Origin of the sequence: Leifsonia xyli subsp. xyli str. CTCB07, assembly GCF_000007665.1 — a bacterium.
GTDB classification, from domain to species: Bacteria; Actinomycetota; Actinomycetes; order Actinomycetales; family Microbacteriaceae; genus Leifsonia; species Leifsonia xyli_C.
This window is the reverse complement of record NC_006087.1, coordinates 1,415,786-1,433,436: the sequence shown is the minus strand read 5'-3', so window position 1 is coordinate 1,433,436 and position 17,651 is coordinate 1,415,786. Positions and strand designations below refer to the sequence as shown.

Annotated in this window: 18 protein-coding genes and 3 pseudogenes; 9 read left to right on the top strand and 12 right to left on the bottom strand. The window is 66.2% G+C overall.

What is annotated here, in order from left to right:
* Positions 1–193: 193 nt before the first annotated feature.
* The 3 genes and pseudogenes from istA to LXX_RS06835 form a co-directional block, all read left to right on the top strand.
* The gene (gene istA / locus LXX_RS06845) at positions 194–1,867 is read left to right on the top strand and encodes an IS21-like element ISLxx3 family transposase (protein ID WP_041767552.1); all 1,674 of its coding nucleotides are present in this window, start codon (positions 194–196) and stop codon (positions 1,865–1,867) included.
* Positions 1,864–2,664: an IS21-like element ISLxx3 family helper ATPase IstB gene (gene istB, locus LXX_RS06840; RefSeq protein WP_041767551.1), complete on the top strand. Its 801-nt coding sequence runs from the start codon at positions 1,864–1,866 to the stop codon at positions 2,662–2,664. Before istA ends, istB begins: the two co-directional genes overlap by 4 nt.
* 387 nt (positions 2,665–3,051) lie before the next feature.
* Positions 3,052–3,678: pseudogene (locus LXX_RS06835) on the top strand (transposase); the annotation flags it as partial.
* 16 nt (positions 3,679–3,694) lie between these two features.
* Here LXX_RS06835 and LXX_RS06830 read toward each other — a convergent pair.
* The 3 genes from LXX_RS06830 to LXX_RS13580 form a co-directional block, all read right to left on the bottom strand.
* On the bottom strand, positions 3,695–4,804 hold the full coding sequence (locus LXX_RS06830; RefSeq protein WP_011185382.1) for an IS110-like element ISLxx2 family transposase: 1,110 nt from the start codon (positions 4,802–4,804) through the stop codon (positions 3,695–3,697).
* Between the two features lie 624 nt (positions 4,805–5,428).
* The gene (locus LXX_RS13585; protein ID WP_081423054.1) at positions 5,429–5,662 is read right to left on the bottom strand and encodes a hypothetical protein; all 234 of its coding nucleotides are present in this window, start codon (positions 5,660–5,662) and stop codon (positions 5,429–5,431) included.
* A complete protein-coding gene (locus LXX_RS13580; RefSeq protein ID WP_155806802.1) occupies positions 5,659–5,832 on the bottom strand; it encodes a hypothetical protein in 174 nt (57 codons plus the stop codon). Before LXX_RS13580 ends, LXX_RS13585 begins: the two co-directional genes overlap by 4 nt.
* A gap of 508 nt (positions 5,833–6,340) precedes the next feature.
* On the opposite strand from LXX_RS13580, the gene LXX_RS16710 reads away from it, so the two are divergent.
* From LXX_RS16710 to LXX_RS16690, 6 genes and pseudogenes are all read left to right on the top strand, one after another.
* On the top strand, positions 6,341–6,796 hold the full coding sequence (locus tag LXX_RS16710; RefSeq protein ID WP_223227607.1) for a transposase: 456 nt from the start codon (positions 6,341–6,343) through the stop codon (positions 6,794–6,796).
* Entirely contained in the window at positions 6,736–7,755 is a 1,020-nt protein-coding gene (locus LXX_RS06815; protein WP_223227743.1) for an IS30 family transposase, read from the top strand. Before LXX_RS16710 ends, LXX_RS06815 begins: the two co-directional genes overlap by 61 nt.
* 5 nt (positions 7,756–7,760) lie before the next feature.
* Positions 7,761–7,916 (top strand): annotated as a pseudogene (locus tag LXX_RS16705) (hypothetical protein); the annotation flags it as partial.
* A 49-nt stretch (positions 7,917–7,965) separates the two neighbouring features.
* Complete coding sequence (locus LXX_RS16700; RefSeq protein ID WP_068981818.1) at positions 7,966–8,196, top strand: ATP-binding protein; 231 nt, start codon at positions 7,966–7,968, stop codon at positions 8,194–8,196.
* An 85-nt stretch (positions 8,197–8,281) separates the two neighbouring features.
* Positions 8,282–8,653: pseudogene (locus LXX_RS16695) on the top strand (nitrilase-related carbon-nitrogen hydrolase); the annotation flags it as partial.
* Between the two features lie 68 nt (positions 8,654–8,721).
* Positions 8,722–8,994 (top strand): nitrilase-related carbon-nitrogen hydrolase, encoded by a 273-nt coding sequence (locus tag LXX_RS16690; RefSeq protein ID WP_370558441.1) that lies wholly within the window; start codon positions 8,722–8,724, stop codon positions 8,992–8,994.
* Here the strand turns inward: LXX_RS16690 and LXX_RS06800 are convergent.
* From LXX_RS06800 to LXX_RS06760, 9 genes are all read right to left on the bottom strand, one after another.
* Entirely contained in the window at positions 8,991–9,872 is an 882-nt protein-coding gene (locus LXX_RS06800; protein WP_011186194.1) for a glycosyltransferase family 2 protein, read from the bottom strand. The genes LXX_RS16690 and LXX_RS06800 overlap by 4 nt on opposite strands.
* On the bottom strand, positions 9,865–10,683 hold the full coding sequence (locus tag LXX_RS06795; RefSeq protein WP_011186193.1) for a CDP-alcohol phosphatidyltransferase family protein: 819 nt from the start codon (positions 10,681–10,683) through the stop codon (positions 9,865–9,867). Before LXX_RS06795 ends, LXX_RS06800 begins: the two co-directional genes overlap by 8 nt.
* Before the next feature lie 2 nt (positions 10,684–10,685).
* Positions 10,686–11,738, bottom strand: a complete 1,053-nt coding sequence (locus LXX_RS06790; RefSeq protein WP_011186192.1) for a glycosyltransferase family 2 protein — start codon at positions 11,736–11,738, stop codon at positions 10,686–10,688.
* A 113-nt stretch (positions 11,739–11,851) separates the two neighbouring features.
* Positions 11,852–13,501, bottom strand: a complete 1,650-nt coding sequence (locus tag LXX_RS06785; RefSeq protein WP_011186191.1) for a S1C family serine protease — start codon at positions 13,499–13,501, stop codon at positions 11,852–11,854.
* A 38-nt stretch (positions 13,502–13,539) separates the two neighbouring features.
* Entirely contained in the window at positions 13,540–14,622 is a 1,083-nt protein-coding gene (locus LXX_RS14300) for a hypothetical protein (RefSeq protein ID WP_011186190.1), read from the bottom strand.
* A 101-nt stretch (positions 14,623–14,723) separates the two neighbouring features.
* Positions 14,724–14,975 carry a hypothetical protein gene (locus LXX_RS06775; protein WP_041767548.1) on the bottom strand — a complete coding sequence of 84 codons (252 nt, stop codon included), beginning with the start codon at positions 14,973–14,975 and terminating at the stop codon, positions 14,724–14,726.
* A gap of 205 nt (positions 14,976–15,180) precedes the next feature.
* Positions 15,181–15,915: an ABC transporter ATP-binding protein gene (locus LXX_RS06770; RefSeq protein WP_011186188.1), complete on the bottom strand. Its 735-nt coding sequence runs from the start codon at positions 15,913–15,915 to the stop codon at positions 15,181–15,183.
* The gene (locus LXX_RS06765) at positions 15,915–16,778 is read right to left on the bottom strand and encodes an ABC transporter permease (protein ID WP_041767547.1); all 864 of its coding nucleotides are present in this window, start codon (positions 16,776–16,778) and stop codon (positions 15,915–15,917) included. The genes LXX_RS06770 and LXX_RS06765 overlap by 1 nt, the downstream gene beginning before the upstream one ends.
* 74 nt (positions 16,779–16,852) lie before the next feature.
* The gene (locus LXX_RS06760) at positions 16,853–17,545 is read right to left on the bottom strand and encodes an NTP transferase domain-containing protein (RefSeq protein WP_041768316.1); all 693 of its coding nucleotides are present in this window, start codon (positions 17,543–17,545) and stop codon (positions 16,853–16,855) included.
* Positions 17,546–17,651 lie beyond the last annotated feature (106 nt).

Sequence of the window (17,651 nt, the reverse complement as noted above, 5' to 3'; positions counted from 1 at the left end):
AATCCTCGCCCCGAGATGGGGCATCGAGGTAGCTGACCTCGTGAAGTGACTATGGCAGCTTGAGTGGAGACCACTGGGACGGCTTGATTCGCTACCACCTTTCGACTTGCCGGGTGATCGTGACGGTTTGATCGGTGCCCACCCCACCGTTGGAGCATCTGGCGTGATGTGATGCCAGCGGTGAAGGGCAGACATGAGGTTGCGGATGGAGTTGTTCGCCAGGATCCGGTGTGATGCGTGGGTCGAGGGTCTCTCGATCCGGGAGCTCTCGCGGCGGCACGGGGTGTCTCGGGAGACGGTGCGGACGGCGTTGTCGCAGGCGGAGCCGTCGCCGAGGAAGGTCCCGGTTCGGGTCGCGTCCCGACTGGAGTCGTTCAAGGCGGCGATCGATTCGATGCTGCTTGAGGACACGACGTCGCCGAAGAAGCAGCGTCACACGGCCCGACGTGTTCTGGCGCGGTTGGCGGAGGAGGACGGCGCGGTCGAGTTGTCGTACTCGACGGTCCGGGATTATGTTCGCCGGCGCCGGCCGGAGATCGATGTTGCCGCCGGTCGACGCTTGGAAGTGTTCGTCCCGCAAGAGCACGCACCTGGCGCTGAGGCGGAAGTCGACTTCGGCGAGGTCTGGGTGATCTTGGCTGGGGTGAAGACGAAGTGCCATATGTTCGCGTTCCGGCTTTCGCACTCGGGGAAGGCGGTTCACCGCGTCTACTCGACCCAGGGGCAGGAAGCATTCCTCGAGGGCCACATCGACGCGTTCGAAACCATCGGCGGGATCCCGTCCAAGCACATCAAGTACGACAACCTCACCGCCGCGGTGACCGCGGTGATCTATGGCAAGGGTCGCCGGCGGGCGGAGAATGATCGCTGGGTGCTCTTTCGTTCCCACTACGGGTTCGACGCGTTCTACTGCCAACCCGGGATCGAGGGAGCACACGAGAAGGGCGGGATCGAGGGCGACGTCGGCCGGTTCCGACGCAACCATCTCTCACCGATGCCGGTCGTGTCCTCGTTGGCGGAGCTGAATGACCGCATCCGGGTTTGGGACGAGGCGGATGACAACCGGCGGATCGCGGACCGGATCCGCACAGTCGGCCAGGACTTCGCCGCTGAGCGGGAACAGCTCGTCTCGTTGCCTTTTGACCGGTTCGATCCCGGCCTGCAGTTGGCGCCGCGAGTTGACCGGTCGAGCCTGATCACCGTCCGGATGGCGAAATACTCCGTCCCCGCCCGCATGATCGGTCGGCCGGTGCGGGTGTCGTTGCAAGCGTCGGAGGTGATCGTGTTCGACGGACGCACCGAGATCGCTCGCCACCCCCGAGTCGCGGCCGCGCATGGGCAGAGCGTGAACCTAGACCATTACCTCGAGGTGCTCCGCGGCAAGCCGGGCGCGCTACCTGGCTCGACCGCACTGGCACAGGCACGCGCCGCGGGGACATTCACCGCTGAGCACGAGGCGTTCTGGGCGGCAGCGCGCAAGACCGACGGGGATGCCACCGCGACCAGAGAACTGATCGATGTGCTCCTCCTGCATCGATCCATGACGGACGCCGACGTGGTCGCCGGGATCGCGGCCGCGCTCACCGTTGGCGCTGTCACCGCGGACGTCGTCGCGGTCGAGGCACGCCGGCACGCCGCTGCGGGTGGTCGCGATTCGAACCGTCATCTCGTTGAACATCCATCCACCCTTGAGCGGCGGGTTGTCAGCCTCACTCAACGTTGGCTTGCCGACCCGACTGCTGTGATCGCTGGCCTGCCGCCGGACAAACGTCCGCTGCCGTCAGTCGCCGGCTATGACGAGCTGTTGACTCGCCGCACACCCCAGTTCCCTGCAGTATCGAATCAGAAGGAAGACACCGGCACATGAGTCCCATTACCACCACCCTCCGACGTCGTCGCGGGTTGACCGAGGAGGCCGCGACCGCGGCCGTCGATCAAGTCTGCCGGCGGCTGCGCCTGCCCACGATCCGCGCCGTCGTCGACGAGGCGGTCAAGGTCGCCGAGAAGGAGCAGCTGTCTTACCAGGGGTTCCTCGCGGAGTTGCTGATGGCCGAGTGCGATGACCGCGACCGCCGCTCTTCCGTCCGCCGCGTCTCTGCCGCCGGCTTCCCGAGAGACAAATGGTTGGGCGATTTCGACTACGACGCGAACCCGAACATCAACCCCGCCACCATCAACCAGCTCGCGACCGGGGAATGGATCCGCAAGAGCCAACCCCTCTGCCTGATCGGGGACTCCGGAACCGGGAAGTCTCACCTGCTGATCGGGCTCGGCACCGCTGCTGCGGAGAAGGGCTACCGGGTCAAATACACGCTCGCCACGAGGCTCGTGAACGAACTCGTCGAGGCCGCCGACGAGAAGCAGTTGGTGCGTACGATCGCCCGTTACGGCCGTGTCGACCTGCTCATCATCGACGAGCTCGGCTACATGGAGCTGGACCGCCGCGGTGCCGAGCTCCTCTTCCAAGTCCTCACCGAGCGTGAGGAGAAGAACTCGATCGCGATCGCCTCCAACGAATCGTTCTCCGGCTGGACCAAGACCTTCACCGACCCCAGACTCTGCGCCGCGATCGTTGACCGCCTCACCTTCAACAGCACCATCATCGAGACCGGCACCGACTCCTACCGTCTCGCGCACACCATGAACCAGCTCCAAACCGTCTAACCAGCCCCGCCAGGTGGTAGTGAATCAAGCCGTCCTAGCGGTAGTCATTCGAGTTGACATAGACACGCAGTACCATTCGCGCACTGGTGAGGTTGCGGAGGATGCCCTCCTGCGGATCCAGGTACGGGTCGGTGAACTCAGCCACGCCGGGTGCGAACGCGGGCCTGCGCACGCGCGACCATACGGCGCGGTTCTACCCGGGGCAGTATGCGTGGCTCACGGAGAAGCGTCTCGGAACTCTTTCGGATAGGGCCTGCATGCTGCACATCCTTCCTGCGGCAACCACCATCACCACAGGTCAAGAGTCACCAGAACCTGGGTCTGTCGGAGTTTTGGTGTGAATGGTCTGACATGCCGGCCTTGTAGGGGGTGGTGGGAAGGGTCGTGATGACCGAGACGATGGATGCCGTGGATGCGGCAATTGAGGATGATGACCGGCCGACGGTTGCGGAGTTTGAGCTGGCGTGGGACTTGGTGCGCCCGGCGCGGGAGCAGGGCGCGTCGATGTCGGCGCCCGGGTTGATGCGCGCGCTGACAAAGAGCGTGCTGGAGACCGTGCTGGATGAGGAGTTCGCCGAGCACCTCGGATACGGCAAGCATGACGTGGCCGGGTATCACACCGGCAACTCCCGTAACGGCACGAGGTCAAAGACCGTGATCACAGACGCGGTCGGCCCGGTTGTGATCGAGGTCCCGAGGGGCCGGGAGGGTTCCTTTGAACCCAAGATTGTCCGTAAGCATCAACGCCGGCTGGGGCAGGTGGACGAGATTATCCTGTCGTTGACTGCCCGCGGGCTGACCACGGGAGAGATTTCCGCCCTCTTCGCCGAGATCTATGGCGCCTCCGTATCGAAGGACACGATCAGCCGGATCACGGACAAGGTGTCCGAGGAGATGACGTCCTGGCTGACTCGTCCGCTGGGATCGGTATACGCGGCGGTGTTCATTTCCTTGATGCTCTGATGGTGAAGGGGCGGCCCCGGGCAGGCCGCGAACCGGCCGTTCTATGCCGCGGATGCTCTCCTAAGAGTCAAGCGGCGATTTTCCTCGGTTTGGTATTCGGGGCGATGTGTTTGATGCCGGGGTTGAGGAGGAAGTAGACCTCGCGGGCGAGGTATCGCTTGAGGCAACGGATGATCTCCATCTTCGAGTGGCCTTCCGCGGTCTTCTTCGCTGCGTAGGCCTTCGTTCTCGGGTCGATCCGGAGCCTGCTGATCACGGCGAGGTGGAGGGCACGGTTGGCTTGCCGGTCGCCACCACGGTTGAGTCGGTGTCGCTGGGTCATTCCGGAGGACGCGGGTAGCGGGGAGACGCCGCAGAGCATCGCGAACGCGGCTTCGGACTTCATGCTCTCGGGGTTGTCGCCTGCGGTGACGAGCATCTGCCCGGCGACTTCGATGCCGATTCCGACGCGTTCGAGTAGCTGGGGGGCGAGGGACTCGACGATGGGGTTGATCAGGTCGTCAAGGTCGACGATCTCGTCGGTGAGCTCGATATAGCGGCGGCCGAACGACTTCAACGCGACCCGGTAGGCGACAACGGGATCGGTCGCGTTCGAGGTGTCAGGACGCCAGGCAGCGAGATGGCGGATCAGCTGCATACGGGTGAGGTTGCGTACCTGGTCACGAACCTCGTCGGGTGCGGCGACGATCGACATCCGCAGCAGCTGCAATGTGTTGCGGCGTTCACGGACCGCCTGGGCTCGCGCAACCCGCAGGATTCTCAGGGCCTCGACCGCGCCGTCCTTGGACTTCGGGATCGTTGTACGGCGCTCGTGCAGTGCGGCGCGGGCGGCATTGATCGCGTCCAGGTCATCGTCTTTCCCTTTCCGGCGTCGGTCTGACCGATCCGGCCGGTCGACCTCGAGGATCGTCACCTCGTTCTTCGCGAGATGCCGGGCGAGGCCAGCGCCGTAGGAGCCCGTCCCTTCGATTCCGATCCGCACCAACGCGCCTTGACTGCGCACCCATGCCAGCAGGGCCCGATAACCCGCGCGAGTCGTGGAGAAGCTGTGGGTTCCGAGGATTGTCCCGGTCTCGTCGACGACCGCGGCGACGTGGATCTCCTTATGGGTGTCGACGCCGGCGAACACCGACGTTCGTGATTGAGGTTGCTTGCCGGTGTCGGGGATGATGGTCATGTCGTGCTCCGATCTGTTCGCATGGGCGGGGAACGGCACCGCGCACCACCAGACCGGCGGACAAGACAGTGATGAGCACCTGTTGGCGCAGGCTCTCCTTAAGTCACTCCGGCGGTGAGGCGTGACGCCTCACCGGATGTTCTCAGGGGACCGACAGATCCGTGGAAAGACAGCAGATGTCGATCGGCGTGAGAGTCAGGAACCCCTGAGAACACGCGGCACCAGCATCCTTGCGCGTCCATCGCTGTGAGGGTCAGGACCCCCGAGAACACCAGCACGAACAGTCTCACTATCTGCGTGCAGGATGCACCCGGTGACGTCACCGCGGCGAGCGACGGCGTTTCGGATGGCGTCGACGGCGAGCTTCGCGGTCATCCGGTCGCTGATGGAGTACCCGACGATGCGGCACGTCCTTGATCGCACAGCAGTACAGCTTGCCTTCGCTCGTCCAATGCTCCGTGATGTCCGTGAGCCACACACGGTTCGGCGAATCAGCGCGGAACTGCCGCTGCACGTGGTCATCGAACACGGGCGGCCCGGCCTTCTTGCCCTTGCCTCGCCTTCGTCGTCGCGCGGACGAGAGGATCCTGGCTTGCGAGCACAGCTTCCACGCCGTCCGCCGGCTCATCCGCCAGCCCGCGCGACGGGCTTCATCGGCCAGGTATTGGTAGCCGACGTCGGGTCGTCGTGGTGAGCGTCGTGCAGGGCGTTGATGCGGTGCGCGCGGAGCACGTCAGCTTCCCGGACAGGGTCGTTGCGCCATCGGTAGTACGGCTGACGGGCGAGCTTCAGAACCCGGCACGACACCGTCACGGGGATTCCCGCGTCGGCGAGCTCGGATACGAGCGGGTATGTCATTTGGGGGAGCCACCTAGTTTCAGGTTCGCCTGCGAAAGATACGCCGCCGCACGGCGAAGGACCTCGTTCTCCTGCTCCAGCAACCGAATCCGTTTCCGCGCCTCCCGCAACTCCGCCGCGTCGTCCGCGGCGACATCGTCACGGAACTCTCTGGGATAAACAGCAGGCATAATGACATCCTCCCCGTTAGCACCCCACAGCACTAACGATCAGTTGTCACCAATTCGCTCCTCACGCCCATGTGTGGTGGTGGAACGACCAGCGCTTCCACGGAGAACTCGACATACGCACCCCGATCGAGGCCGGACAAGCCCACTACACCGAAACCGAATCACCCTTAAGAGCAACCGTTTCTCAAGACTCCCAACAGGAACCAAACCCAGGGCGAATCACACCACCCCTTTACCAGCACCTCCCTCACAAGACACTTCTTGTGAGGGAGGTGCGCTCCACGGTGCCGCCGTAGCATGCGTCCCTTCAGTTACAGGGGGAGGAAAAAGGGGTGAGGCTGAGCGGGCGATGGGAGCGGTGGAGGGCGTGAGGATCGGAGGCGTGAGCAGTCAGGCAGGTGAGTTCTGAGAATATGAGGGAGACAGGAGTGAAAAGAAGCGGTGTCGGGTGCATCTTGGGTTCTAGCGGTTGTTGCAACATCTGGAGTTTCTAGGAGTTGCAAGGACCGTGTCCCGTTTAAGGCGCAGTGCGGGGAAGAGGAAGTACACCCAGGCGGAGCGTGAAGCCTTCTTCGTCATTTTCAAGGAGTCCAGGAGTACGACGATCGCGGCGAGGGAGCTAGGGTTCAACCCCGCGACGTGCGCGCAATGGGTTCGCAAGGCGGGCCTGGCTAGTCACGGCTACACCGGCGGCGGCATGAGCGCGCACCCATGCAAGGACGAGTACCTGGAGCTGCGGAGCAGCGGGCTCTCGCGCCGCGAAGCGGTGGGACGAGTCGGAATCAGCCCGAACACGGGATACCTCTGGGACAGTCGAACGGGCGACGCATTTATCCAGATGGTCGCGTGGTCGATTACAAAGACAGGGTGCCTGTCGTTGTTGATCCTGTTCAGCGGGCGTCGATGCGTTCGCTCGAAGCCGCACTCCACCCACGATTCCTCTCCCTGCAGGAGCGTGAGCTGATCCGGGACCTGACCAGGGCCGGCCTTTCGTTGTGTCGGGTCGCGGCCAAGCTTGGTCGCTCGGTGTCGACGATCAGTCGAGAGATTCGCCGGAATCAGCTTCCTGGAGAGGGCGGCTACCATCCATACGTGGCGCATCGGAAAGCGGCCAGCCGCCGACCGCGACCGAAAGCCACGAGGCTGGTCCGCAATCCGCAGCTGCGCAGTTACGTTCAACGGAAGCTGACGCTACGTTGGTCGCCGGAGCAGATCAGCCGGTCGCTGATCCGCGAGTTCCCCGGCGATGCGGAGATGCGCGTGGCGCACGAGACGATCTATCAAGCCTTCTACGTGCAGGGCCGTGGACAACTCCGCCGCGAGCTCACGATGGTGCTGCGGACCGGCCGGGCCAAGCGGAAACCGCATCGTTCTGGCGCCGCTCGCAGACATCGTTTCGCGGATCCGATGGTAATGATCTCCGACCGTCCCGCCGAAATCGAGGACCGCGCCGTTCCCGGACATTGGGAAGGCGACCTCATCATCGGCGGACACCGCAACAGCGCCATCGGCACCCTCGTGGAACGCTCCACCCGGTTCGTGATGCTGATCCATCTCCCCATCGATCGCACCGCAGAATCCGTCCGGGACGGACTGATCAGCGCCGTCAAGACACTCCCACGCGAACTCCGTCGCTCGATCACCTGGGACCAGGGCTCGGAAATGGCAGCTCACAAGTCGTTCACGATAGCCACCGACATCCCGGTCTACTTCTGCGACCCCGCGAGTCCCTGGCAACGCGGCAGCAACGAGAACACCAACGGACTCCTTCGCCAATACTTCCCCAAGGGAAAGGGAACAGACCTCGCCCGATTCACCGCAACCGACCTGACGAACGTCGCCCACGAGCTCAACACCCGCCCACGCAAAACGCTCGGCTGGGAAACCCCAGCCGAACGCCTCGCTAAACTACTCGCCAGCTAATCGTCGTGTTGCAACAACCACTGAATCCGCCAGTGCCCGACCATCCCATCCAGGTTCTCGGTGACACGGTCCGTCTGGGGCAGGCTGTGGACAACCTCGTCTCGAACGCGCTCAAGACTCCGGCCGGTGGGACGGTCACCGTCGCTCTGCGGGAGACGGGGGAGGAGGTGGTGATCACTGTCACCGACACCGGCATCGGCATCCCCGGCGGTGGAGCTGAGCAGCCTCTCGCAGCGCTTCTTCCGCGCGTCGACGGCGACACGCAACGCGGTTCCGGGGGTGGGCCTCGGGCTCACGATCACGAAGGCGATCGTGACGGCGCACGGCGGTCGTCTCGATATCCAGAGCGAAGAGGTCGGCACCTCGATCAGCCTGCACCTGCCCGCGGAGAAGTCCGCGCCGGCGAAGCAGGCGGCTCCCGAGGTCGAGGCGGCCACGTGAGCGGCGCCGGGGTCGCCGTCGTCCAGTTCGCTCCCACCGACCCGCTCACAACCGGGGAACTGTCGCGGCGCTGCTCGCCGACGCGGTGGAACGAGGAGCGCGGCTCGTCGTCTTCCCCGAGCACTCCTCATACTTCGCGGACCCGCTCGGTCTCTCTTTCGCCGACAACGCCGAACCGCTCGATGGCGATTTCGTCCATTCGCTCGCGGATGCGGCCCGCCGGCACAGGGTGTTCGCCATCGCCGGACTGGTCGAGCGGACGGGGGAGCCTCACAAGTTCTCCAACACGCTCGTCGCCGTCGACCCGTTGGGGGCGACGGTGGCGGTGTACCGCAAACAGCACCTCTACGACGCGTTCGGCTCTTGCGAGTCCGACTGGGTGATCCCGGGAGACCTTGCCCGGCCGGAGACGTTCGACGTTGACGGCCTCCGGGTCGGGATGCAGACCTGCTATGACCTCCGCTTTCCCGAAGTGACCCGCCGCCTCGTGGATGCCGGAGCGCAGCTCGTCGCCCTTCCCGCCCAGTGGTGCGCGGTCCGCTCAAAGAGCAGCACTGGGCCACGCTGCTCGCCGCGCGCGCCATCGAGAACACGATCTACATCGCCGCTGCGGGCCATCCTCCGTCATCCGGTGTCGGCGCCAGCCGGATTGTCGATCCGGTGGGGGTCACGATCGCCGGCATCGGTGAGGAGACCGGCGTCGCCGTCGCGAACGCCTCGCCCGAGCGTCTCGCAGCCGTGCGCGAGAGGAACCCTGCGCTGGAACTGCGGCGCTACCGGGTCGAGCCTGCCGGCTAGACGATCGGCGGCCGGCCGGCGCGCGTCATCCGCCACACAGTCCGCCAGCTCAGGGGCTTCCGCTCGCCGGGATCGGCGCGCCAGCCCTCCGCCCAGCCACCGAACCAGGCACGGAGGACAGCAGGTTTGCGGAACCAGCGCAGCAGCTGGATGCCGGTCCACGAGCCGACGTACAGCGGTACGAGCACCGCGGGCAGGTTCCGCCGTGCGAGCCAGACACGATTGCGCGCGTTGAGCCGGTAGTAGTACGAGTGCCGAGTGGGGGAGACAGCGGGGTGCTCGGCCACCAGGTCGCCGGTGTACCAGACCCGCTTGCCCTGATCCCAGACCTTCCACGCCAGATCGATGCCTTCGTGGGCGTAGAAGAACGGGTCGGCCCAGCCACCGGCGGCGTCGAAGACCGTCCGGGGGAGCAGCACGGCCGCTTCCAGGACGGAGAACACGTTTCCGGACTGCGCGGCGTCGCCCTTGCGGATGCGCGGAATCCAGCGGCGTGGCGCGGGCTTCCCCTCCGGGTCGCGCAGTCGTGGCTGGAGCATTCCGATGCCCGGGTCGGCCCGGATGAGCGCTACCCCGTCGGCCAGGAACGTCGGCTCCGGGAGGGCGGCGTCGTCGTCCAGGAAGAACAGCGTCTCGCCCTCGACCAGCGGCACGCCGCGGTTCCGGCCGGCCGGGATGCCCAGGTTCTCCGGCAGTGCGAGGGTCTTGACGCCCGCTGGCAGCGCGGGCTCCGCGGTCGCCGGGTCCCAGCCGTTCCCGACCACGACGATGTCCGTACACACGCCGGACTGCGCCAGGACGGACTCGACACCACGGCGCAGCTCCACCGGCCGCGTGCCCTGTGTGAGCACCACGACGGCGATCGCCGGGTCAGACACGGACCCGCTTCGACGCCATGATCGTCACGAAGTGCCCGATCAGAGCGAGCAGGGCGAGCGGAACCAGGGCGGAGAGGAGGATGCGGTCCGCCAGCACCGGCCCGATGACGAGCCCGGCGATCGCGGACACGAAGATGAGCATGGTCAGCTCGACCGAGTGGTACAGACGGTGGAATGGCACGAAGCGTGCCGCCCGCCGCAGCCTGGCGATGAGGCCGTGGGTCGGCGCGTACTCGAATTGCGTTTCCGTGAGTTTCGGCAGCCCGGCGTTGGCGCGCGCGACGCGCACCATGTCGTTGAGCGCCTTGTTCAGCACGACGATCAGCGCGAGCAGCGTGCCGAGGGTGGTCCAGAGGAAGTCCGCCGGCGTCTCGAAGGGGTAGCCCGCCGCGCGGATGCCGAGAGCGATCGCGATCAGCGTCTCGGTGGAGTAGTGCCCGACATTGTCGAGGAAGACGCCTGCGGGTGAGGAGGTCCCGCGCCAGCGGGCCACCTCGCCGTCGCAGCAGTCCACCAGCATCTGTGCCTGGCCGAGCACGAGGGCGAGGGCGGCGCCGCCGATGCCCGGGATGAGCAGGCTCGCGGCGGTCGCCCAGCCGGTGAGGATCATCAGGCCGGTCACGCCGTTGGCCGAGATCGAGGTCCTCAGCAGCGACCAGGTTAGGTAGGGCGAGAGGTTCCGCAGGTAGAGGGAGGCCGTCCAGTGTTCGGCGTTGCGGCGGCCGCGGACCTCGGGCGGCTGTGCGACCGCCCGGAGCTGGGCGATCGAAGACGGCCGTGCGGGTCGCGCGCCGGAACCGGGTGCTGACATGCCTACCTTCCCGTGTGGGCCGTGATGTTGCGGGTGAGCGACAGGTATCCGAGGATGAAGCCGATCCCCCAGCTGAAATGGATGCAGGGCAAGACTACGAGAAACCAGAGCAGGGACAAAAAACCGTCCCTGCGGCCCCAGAGCAGGGCTGACACCACGACGAGGACGAGGTAGGTCTCCGGGACGGCCAGCCCCCACAACAGCCAGGGTGTGCCGCCGAGCGCCGCCTGGACGACGCCGCCGATCCCGAGCAGCACGCCCAGAGCGAAGCCGAGCACCATCACCGGCGGGGCGAAGTAGCGGAGGCCGTTCGACGCGGGGAAGCGCCGCGCCAGTTCGCCGCGCCAAACACCCGTGGAGAAGAACTGCCGTGCGAGGCGATACAGGTTCGGCCGGGGACGGTAGGTGACCTTGAGACGCGGTGTGAACCACACCGTGCCGCCGCTGTGCCGCAGCCGCCGGTTGAGTTCCCAGTCCTGCCCTCGCTTGATCTCCTCATCGAACAGCCCGACCTCCAGAAGCCGGTCGCGGCGGAACACACCGAGGTAAACGGTCTCCGCCGCGCCTGCTTCGCCGCCGACGTGCAGCTTGGTGCCGCCGAGGCCGACGCGGCTGCCATACGCCCGGGCGACGGCACGCTCGAACGGGGTGGTGCCCTGGGCATCCATCAGACCGCCCACATTGTCCGCGCCCGTCTCCAGGATGGTCTCGACAGCGATGCGGGCGTAGTCCGTGGGGAGCACGCTGTGGGCGTCGACGCGGACCACGATTGGATAGTGCGACTCGCGGATGGCGAGGTTCAGCCCGGCCGGCGTCGAACCGGCCTCGTTGCCGACCACGCGGATGCGGGAGTCGACAGCGGCCAGCTCCTCGACCAGTTCGGTCGTCCCGTCGATGCTCGGGCCGAGCGCGATGGTGACCTCGAACGGGCCGGTGTAGTCCTGGGCGAGCAGACTGTCCACAGCGGCCCGGACGTGGGTGGCTTCGTTGAGCACAGGAATCACATAGGAGACACCGGGGAGGGTTCTCGTGCTGTCGTGCTGCATTCGGTCCATTCATCGTTCTCGGTCGGCTGTGAGTTTATCAGCGGGCCCCGTGCGAACGCCTGGCGGACGTGCGAAAGCCGCCCGGCGCGACGGGCGCCGGGCGGCTTTCTTGCGGGCGGGACTCAGCTGGCCGGGAGCGAGCCGACGGTCACCGAGGTGGTTTTGGTCTGACCGTCGCGGATGTAGGTGAGGTCTGCGCTCGCCCCGGCCGCCAGCGCCCGGACCTGAGCGGTCAGGTCGGTGGCGCCGGTGATCGGCACACCGTTGAAGTTGACGATCACATCGCCGGCCTTCAGACCGGCGGAGGCCGCCGCGCCGCCGCTCGTGATCTCCTTGATCTGTGCGCCGACCGTGGCCGCTTTGCTGTCGGAGCTCGCGTCGGCGACGGAGGCGCCGAGCAGACCGTGTGTGGCCGAGCTTTTGTGGATGATCTCGTTGGAGACGCGCTTCGCCAGGTTGGACGTGATGGAGAAGCCGACGCCGATGCTGCCGGACTGGCTGCTGTTGCTGCTGCCCCCGGCGTTCGCGATGGCGACGTTCACGCCGATCAGCTGGCCCTTGCTGTTGAGCAGTGCCCCGCCCGAGTTGCCTGGGTTGATCGATGCGTCGGTTTGGATGACCGGCAGCGCGATCGTGCTGGTGCTCTTGGACTGCTGTTGCGACGAGTCGCCGCCCTGTCCGGGAAAGTCGAAGTTGAACGGGCTCCTCTGGCTGCTGCCGTTGCCGCCGTCGCTCTCGGTGGACTTCGGCGCGGCCGAGGAGGCGATGCTGATGGAGCGGTTGAGCGCTGAGACGATGCCGTCTGTCACGGTGCCGGAGAGACCGAGCGGAGCGCCGATCGCGATCGTGGTGTCGCCGACGTTGAGTTTGCTGGAGTCGGCCCACTCGATCGGCGTCATCCCGCTGGCTCCGTCGAGCTTGATCACGGCCAGGTCGGTCGTCGGGTCGGTCCCGACGATCTTCGCGGTGTAGATTTTGCCGTTGTTGTCGGTGACGGTGACGTTCACGTCGGAGGCCTGGCCATCGAGCGTGATGACGTGGGTGTTGGTCAGCACGTACCCGTCCGCGGACAGGACGATGCCGGAGCCGGTGCCGCCCTCGTTCGACGAACTGACCGAGATGGTCACGACGCTCGGGGTCGCTTTGGCGGCCGCCGCGGTGATCGTCGTGGCGTTGTTGGTGTCGTTTACCGTGATGTTCTGCGGTCCGGAGACCGTCTTGATAGTGGCGTTGTTCGAGGTCGCCGCGTACAGGCCGATGCCGGCTCCCGCTCCGGCGACACCCCCGATCAGCGCTCCGATGGCGAGTGTCGCGATGATGAAGCCGGTGCTGTCACGTTTGCTCTCGGGCTTCGGAGCCGTGTGCGCTCCGGGGACGCCGGGTGCGGCGGCGTAGCCGTGCTGGTGGCTGTGGGGGGCCGGGGCGTATGGCTGGGCAGGCTGCCCGAAAGCGCCATCGCCGTAGTCGGCCTGCTGCGTAGGGGGCTGCTGCCCGGGGATCTGCTGTGCGGTCGGCTGCGGAGACGCCGCGGGGTCCGTGGCTGGGGTCTGCTGGGCCTTCGGCGCAGTCCAGGCCGCAGTGGCGGCGGTGGGCTGAGCTGGAGCCGCCGCTGCCGGGGGCGTCGCCGTCTGCGCAACCGTCTCGGCTGCTGGTATCGGCGTTGCGGCCTCTGGCGTCGCTGCGGGGCTGTGAGCGCCCGTTTCCACGACCGCCTCGGCATCGGCGTCGTGCTGTCCCTTCGCGGGCTCCGGAGTGATCGGGGTGTCGGTCATGGTGAGCTGCTCCTTCCAAGCAAGGACAGCTTGGAATGTCAACCTGAGTGTTCTATTTGCGAGTCCTGTGGGCGACCTTCCGCCTCCCGATGACTCTCCATAACATCGTGAACGAACCCGGTGCGAACGGCCCATGTCATGCGGTCGACCGCATGCGAGAGAGGCGTGCCGGCCACCGGCGGAGGGTGGCCGGCGCTCGTGGTCTGCGCGGCCGGGCGCGATCGCTCCCGGGCAGGGCGGCTCGGATATCGCTCCGGACTCGGCGGCGGTTCGAGGGTGGGCGCTTCCTTGCGCGACGGCACGGCCGCGCGCAGCACCCGTCCGGCGCGCAGAACACCGCCGCCGGCCGCAGCTCCCAGGCGCCGGACCGCTCCCGGAGCGTCGCCGGGTGACAGCGCCGCCGGGATCTCCGCCGGAGGAGGACCGAAGGCCAGTCGGGAGTTCGCCACGACACGGCGGCCCAGGATGTGGTTTCCGGTCCCGCCGATCACCGCACCGATCCCGAACGGAATGGCCTTCCCCACGAGAGACGCCCCGCCGCGGAGGGCGAACTGTCGGATGAAAGCGCTGCGCAGCCGATCCACCAGGGGGCCGACGACGATCTGCGGCAGGGCCGAGGTCACGAGCTCTCCCCAGTATGCGCTGCGCGCCGCTCCCTCTCCTGTCAGCTGACCGCCGAACTGCCGCACGAGGTCCGAACCCTCGCGTCCGAGCATCATCGTCAGCACGAGGGCCCGCGCCCGGGATGGATCGCCGACGGCGATGCCGTGCAACTCGCTCAGCGACTGGGCATAGAGGGCGGTCGACTCGAGGAAGCCCGCGGTCTCGAGCCCCGAGAGCGCCAGCGTGACGCCCGTGCCGATCGCCGGGATGACAGCGGTCGCTCCGACAGCCGCTCCGCCGGACGTGACGGCGGCCAGGTAGCGCCGTTCTAGCATCCTGGCCAGCTCTACGGCCGTGGCGTCCGGGTGCCGTCGGCGCAGCGCTCGCAGATGGGCCACGGCCGCAGGGCGCTGGATGGCGAGGAACCGGTCGAGTGCTGTGTCGAGTGCGTGCGGAGTGTCGCCGCCGCGAGGCGGTCCGCCTGTGACCGAGACGAGGGGTAACTGCGTGCGGGCCATCTCCCGAGTTTATGCTCGCCGCGCGCTCAGCCGAACCCCGAGCCGAGCGTCGGGCCCGCCGCACTCCTCCGCAGAGGCGGGCCCGCCCCGCTCGATCGTCCTCAGAAACTGATCTGCCAGAGGTACTCGCGGCCGTCCGGCGGAAACCAGCGCACGACGAGGACGGTGTCCCGCTCGGGATGACCGCCGCTGACGCTCGCCCGGACGGCCTCGCCCGGCCGGATGGAGGTAGGGGCGCTGACTCGCAGAGAAGCGTTGCCCGCGATGCTTACGGTCACACCGCGCAACTCCTCGCGGCTCGTGTTGACGATCCGGTAGTGCGGCGCGCCGCTCCGGTCAACGGACCAGGGCACGCGGTACGCGATCGTGCGAGGCCGAGGCGGTGGAAGAGGGTCCCGAAGATTCCGAAGGTGTCTCATACCGAGCAAACTAAGAGCCCACTCCGACACCCCCGCCCCGTTTTCGGGCATATAAGCCCGAACTGTGGACAACTCGCCAGATTTCTTTTCTGTGGAGGACTTTCCTTGTCGCCATAAAAGCGGTTTGATCAGGGATTCTCTAGACTTCGTAGTCCCGGTTGTACAGCTCCAGAACCTCGTCGATCGGTCCGTCCAGAATCAGCTTTCCTTTGTCCAGATACAGTCCGCGTGTGCAGAAGCGCCGCAGGTCTTTCTCATTGTGCGAGACGAAGAACAGGGTCCGTCCGCCGGCGAGGAGCTCTTCGATCCGGCGATAGCACTTCTCGCGGAAGCCGCGGTCGCCGACGGCCAGCACCTCGTCCACGAGCAAGACCGGCTCCTCGAGCTGCGAGATGACCGAGAACGCGATGCGCACTTTCATCCCGCTCGACAGATGCTTGTATGGCGTGTCTACGAAGTTGCCGATCTCGGCGAAGCCGATGATCTCATCGAAGCGCGCGTCGATCTCGGCGCGCGACATCCCGTGCAGGCCCGCGGTCAGGTAGACGTTGTCGCGCACGGTGAGGTCGTCGACGAACCCGCCGGTGATCTCGATGAGCGGGGCGACCCCCTCGCCGACCGTCACCCGCCCCTCATCGGGGAGCAGGACGCCCGCCACGAGCTTCAGAAGCGTCGACTTCCCCTGGCTGTTGCGGCCGACCACGCCGATCGACTCGCCGGCGTCGACCCGGAAAGCGACGCCGCGCAGCGCCCAGAAGTCGTCCGGCCGCACACGACGTTGGTGCGAGCCGAACAAGTCCTTGAACGACCGGCGTCCACCGCGGTTGCGGCGGAATCGGACCCCGAGCCCGGTGACGTCGATGACACTGCCCATCAGATCTCCTTCAGCACATCGCGCTCGTAGCGTTTGAACACCAGCCAGCCCACGATGAGGAACACCACCGACATCCCGGCGCTCATGCCCACCAGATACCAATCGAGTTCGCCGGCGAAGAAGGTGGCCCGGTAGAGGCTGAAGATGCCGGTGAGGGGGTTGAACCCTGACCAGAAGTGCAGCGAGAAGACGGTGTCGCTCCCTGCGTCCGGGTGCTCGGCGAGGTACGAGGCGCACTTCCTGGCGGCTATGCCGGTTCCGCATCCGCCCGGCAGATCGCGCGCGCTGTAGATGATCGGCGAGGCATAGAAGAGGAACCGCAGCCCGAGCTTCACGACGCGCTCCAGATCGCGGAAGAGCACGACCAGTGGGGCGACCAGCAGACCGACGCCGATGGTGAGCACCGACTGGATGACGACGGCGAGCGGAAAAAGCAGGGCGTCGATGTTCGCTCTCGCGCCCGTCGCGATCGCGAAGATCCCGAGCACCGGGAGGGAGAGCAGGAATTCGATCCCTTTGGAAGCGACGATCCGGTTGACCCAGATCGTTCGCGGGATCATCGTCGAGCGGATGAGCTTGGCTTCGCGCAGAAAGGCCCGTGTGCTGTCGGAGACGGCCCCGTTGAACCACATCCACGGAAGCAGCGCCGCCAGCAGGAAGACGATGTACGGGTCCTCGCCGACGCCGCGGTGAAAGATCACCGTGAAGACGAACCAATAGATTGCGCTCATCACGAGCGGGTCCAGGATCGACCACACATAGCCGAGCGCGCTGGTGGAGTAGCGGACTCTCAGATCGCGCTTGGTCAGTAGCCACAGCGAGTGCCGGTACCGCGTGAAGCGGGAACGCCGCACGGGGCGCATGTCAGCGGTTGTTCTGGTCACGAAAACCCATCGTCTTGATCGAGGCCGTGCGCGAGATCACACGGCGGCTTCGACTATACGAAAAGATTCGCGCGCTCCAGGTCCTCCTGGAAGTCGACCTCGACCGCGTACAGGTCGGAGATGTCCACCGGTTCGACCAGCAGGCGGTCTTGCTCGATGGACAACTCGATGCCGCGCTCGAAGTAGTCCTGGTCTCCGACGCGCTGCAACTGGCGCAGCAGGCCGGCCTTGTCCTTGGCGGAGATGTAGTTGATGCCAACCGCCTCGCCGAGGCCGCCCTTGACGGTCTTGGACAGCTCGTGGATGTAGCCCTCCGGGCCGGTGGTGTATTTGACCTCCTCGTCGGCGACGGACGAGGTGTTGACCGTCACGAAGGTCTGGGCGCGGCTCACCATAGCCGCGCCGCGGACGAGGACGGCCGGGTCGAACACGACGTCGCCGTTCATCCAGAGAACGCCGCCGGGGCCCGACGCCTGCAGGGCGCGCATGAGGCTCTTGGAGGTGTTGGTCTGGTCGTACTGTTCGTTGTAGACGAACTGCGCGTCCGGGAAGGCTTCGATGATGTGCTCGAGCTTGTAGCCGACGACGATCGTGACCGTGACGTCCCTGCCGAAGGCGGCGTGGATGTTGTCGAACTGCTGCTGCATGATCGTGCGGCCGTCGCTCAGCTCGGTCAGAGGCTTCGGAAGGCTCCGGCCGAGGCGGCTGCCCATACCGGCCGCGAGGATCACTACCTGGGTCGTCACAATCATCTCCTTGAATCCGCGCGATGAACCGGCGCGGCTGGTGGCTGGCATTCGCGTCGATCCGGGGAGTTCACCCGGAGTTCGCGCGCTGTGTACATGTCGACAA

Excerpts from the sequence above, each read along its gene's own strand:
- istA (WP_041767552.1), top strand. The coding sequence starts at position 194 with ATGAGGTTGCGGATGGAGTTGTTCGCCAGGATCCGGTGTGATGCGTGG.
- istB (WP_041767551.1), top strand. The coding sequence starts at position 1,864 with ATGAGTCCCATTACCACCACCCTCCGACGTCGTCGCGGGTTGACCGAG.
- LXX_RS06830 (WP_011185382.1), bottom strand. The coding sequence starts at position 4,804 with ATGACCATCATCCCCGACACCGGCAAGCAACCTCAATCACGAACGTCG.
- LXX_RS13585 (WP_081423054.1), bottom strand. The coding sequence starts at position 5,662 with ATGACATACCCGCTCGTATCCGAGCTCGCCGACGCGGGAATCCCCGTG.
- LXX_RS13580 (WP_155806802.1), bottom strand. The coding sequence starts at position 5,832 with ATGCCTGCTGTTTATCCCAGAGAGTTCCGTGACGATGTCGCCGCGGAC.
- LXX_RS06815 (WP_223227743.1), top strand. The coding sequence starts at position 6,736 with ATGCGTTCGCTCGAAGCCGCACTCCACCCACGATTCCTCTCCCTGCAG.
- LXX_RS06795 (WP_011186193.1), bottom strand. The coding sequence starts at position 10,683 with ATGTCAGCACCCGGTTCCGGCGCGCGACCCGCACGGCCGTCTTCGATC.
- LXX_RS06790 (WP_011186192.1), bottom strand. The coding sequence starts at position 11,738 with ATGGACCGAATGCAGCACGACAGCACGAGAACCCTCCCCGGTGTCTCC.
- LXX_RS06785 (WP_011186191.1), bottom strand. The coding sequence starts at position 13,501 with ATGACCGACACCCCGATCACTCCGGAGCCCGCGAAGGGACAGCACGAC.
- LXX_RS14300 (WP_011186190.1), bottom strand. The coding sequence starts at position 14,622 with ATGGCCCGCACGCAGTTACCCCTCGTCTCGGTCACAGGCGGACCGCCT.
- LXX_RS06770 (WP_011186188.1), bottom strand. The coding sequence starts at position 15,915 with ATGGGCAGTGTCATCGACGTCACCGGGCTCGGGGTCCGATTCCGCCGC.
- LXX_RS06765 (WP_041767547.1), bottom strand. The coding sequence starts at position 16,778 with ATGCGCCCCGTGCGGCGTTCCCGCTTCACGCGGTACCGGCACTCGCTG.